The sequence below is a fragment of the uncultured Mucilaginibacter sp. genome (genome assembly GCF_903913935.1).
In the GTDB taxonomy this organism is placed as follows: Bacteria; Bacteroidota; Bacteroidia; order Sphingobacteriales; family Sphingobacteriaceae; genus Mucilaginibacter.
In genome coordinates, this window is the sequence record NZ_CAIWNH010000568.1 from 1 (window position 1) to 1,955 (window position 1,955).

At 42.9% G+C, this 1,955-nt stretch carries 4 protein-coding genes; 2 read left to right on the forward strand and 2 right to left on the reverse strand.

The window, feature by feature from the left end; genetic code table 11:
* Positions 1-428 (forward strand): TraB/GumN family protein (locus QZY09_RS23090; RefSeq protein ID WP_295676647.1); only part of this gene is annotated, 428 nt, incomplete at its 5' end.
* Here the strand turns inward: QZY09_RS23090 and QZY09_RS23095 are convergent.
* Together QZY09_RS23095 and QZY09_RS23100 are read right to left on the reverse strand one after the other, a co-directional pair.
* Positions 390-860: a hypothetical protein gene (locus QZY09_RS23095; protein WP_295676649.1), complete on the reverse strand. Its 471-nt coding sequence runs from the start codon at positions 858-860 to the stop codon at positions 390-392. The two genes, QZY09_RS23090 and QZY09_RS23095, sit on opposite strands and share 39 nt — an antisense overlap.
* 24 nt (positions 861-884) lie before the next feature.
* A complete protein-coding gene (locus QZY09_RS23100; RefSeq protein ID WP_295676651.1) occupies positions 885-1,433 on the reverse strand; it encodes an RNA polymerase sigma factor in 549 nt (182 codons plus the stop codon).
* Between the two features lie 132 nt (positions 1,434-1,565).
* On the opposite strand from QZY09_RS23100, the gene QZY09_RS23105 reads away from it, so the two are divergent.
* On the forward strand, positions 1,566-1,955 hold a 390-nt coding region (locus QZY09_RS23105; RefSeq protein ID WP_295676653.1), incomplete at its 3' end, for a DUF6249 domain-containing protein.

Consider the following 1,955-nt stretch of genomic DNA (forward strand, 5'->3'; position numbering starts at 1 on the left):
ACGCACCGGTGCTTGATTTATACCTGCACCAAAAAGCTAAACAGGCCAACAAGAAAATTATAGGTATTGAAACTGTTGCTGAACAATTGGGCGCACTCAATTCTTTAAGTTACCAGGAGCAGGCCGATTTGTTAAGAGATGAAGTTGACTCTGCCCAGGCCAATAAAAGCGGAGGACCCGAGGTGCTGAATTATTACCTGGCGCAAGACCGTGACAGTCTTTCCGGCTCTGATGATCCATCAAAAAAGTCGGACAAGTTTTATAAGGCGCTGGTTGTGGACCGGAATGAGCGTATGGCTAAACGCATGGCTGAATTTATTAAAAAGCAACCTACGTTTATTGCTATCGGTGCGCTGCATTTACCCGGCGAAGTAGGTGTTATTGCCTTGTTAAGAAAGAAGGGCTTTACGGTTGAACCGGTGCTCTGATAATTTATCGAGCAGGTAGGCAAGTATCAAAATATAGCCTGCAATTAAGTAGATCTTAAAACGGCTAAAATCGGGCATGGGTATGTTTATTTGTGCCAGAGTTGACAGTTGCACATCGCCATAAGCGAGTACAGCTGCAAATGCGGTTATCAGTGCCAGGCTTGGTAATAAAAATAACAGCAAGGCTTTTATTGGTAATACTACCGGCGCTGTAAATGGTTTTTGTTGGGCTATAGCTGCCATAACCGTACCGGTAAAGGAGAGAGAAGGGCTTAACAAGCTGCTCTGTTTTAAATAACGGTTCAGTGCAGATATTTCTGTAAATAAGTCCATGGATTGCTTATCGGCTGCAATACTCCGTTCCACTTCTTTACGCTCAGCCTCACTAAGGCTGCCGTCTAGGTAATTCCATATTTGCTCTTCGGTTATCATTTGCTGCTGTTTAAATTATCGCTTTTATCCAATCAGTTCCATTTTTTCGCGCAGCTTTTTGCGGGCTCTGAAAAGCCTCACTTTGGCTGCGTTGGGTTCTATGTTCAATACCGGGGCTATTTCTTCCAAACTTTGATCCGCCAAATAAAACAGGGTTATAATGGTTGCCTCTTCGGGTTCAAGCATGTTTATGGCCCGGTTTATATATTCTTTGGTAAAGGTTTGGTCGGCTTCATTAACTATACTGTTTGCTAATCCATAATCGCGGTTTCCTGTAGTATCTAATTCCTTAAACTCTTCTTTCCGGTTTCTTATTTTAGTTAGGGCGGTGTTGTGGGCTATCCTATAAATCCAGCTCGAAAACTTTGCATTTCCCTCAAACCCGGCCAGGCTATTATATACTTTCAAAAAAACATCCTGTGCTACCTCCTCGGCTTCTTCACGCTTACCGGTTATGCGGAACGCTATAGTGAAAACCAAGTTTTGGTAACGCTCAACCAGCACTTTAAATGCGGTAGTATCGCCATTTATAATATGTCCCACCAAAATATCATCTGCTATAATGCCCTGCATGTAGTACTAACTAAGACTACCCGAAAGCTATGCAGGTTACCGCAATATTTTTTTTATTTTTTCGGTAACCTCGGTTTAAACAAGGTAGTCTTAAACTTGTAAGCAATATTTAAAACCCTTTAAAACATAGTTATGTTACAAATGATTGACGGAAGAGAATTACAAGGCATATTAGGAGTAATGGTGCCGATAGTTGCCATCGTTGGTGGCCTTAGCCTTGCATTTGCCCATAGTTATATGCGCAGCCGCGAACGCCTTGAAATGATCAGCCGGGGTATGGATGTATCTGCATTGAATAATGTGAAGAACAGTAATTGGTCGGGCCGCCGCAGAAGCCCGCTACGCTTTGGTATGATGGTATTTGGTGCAGGTATTGGTCTTTTGCTGGCCTATGTGTTGTGTCGTTCTATGGCTATTAATGATGATGACAGCCATGTTATTTATGGAGGTTTTGTGGCAACCTTTGTTGGCCTGGGCATGATCATCAGTCACCTGGTTGAAAAGAAGGACCCTCTCGATACA

What these genes read in the sequence shown, in the direction of transcription:
- QZY09_RS23095 (WP_295676649.1), bottom strand. Translation starts at nt 860, where the DNA reads ATGATAACCGAAGAGCAAATATGGAATTACCTAGACGGCAGCCTTAGT.
- QZY09_RS23100 (WP_295676651.1), bottom strand. Translation starts at nt 1,433, where the DNA reads ATGCAGGGCATTATAGCAGATGATATTTTGGTGGGACATATTATAAAT.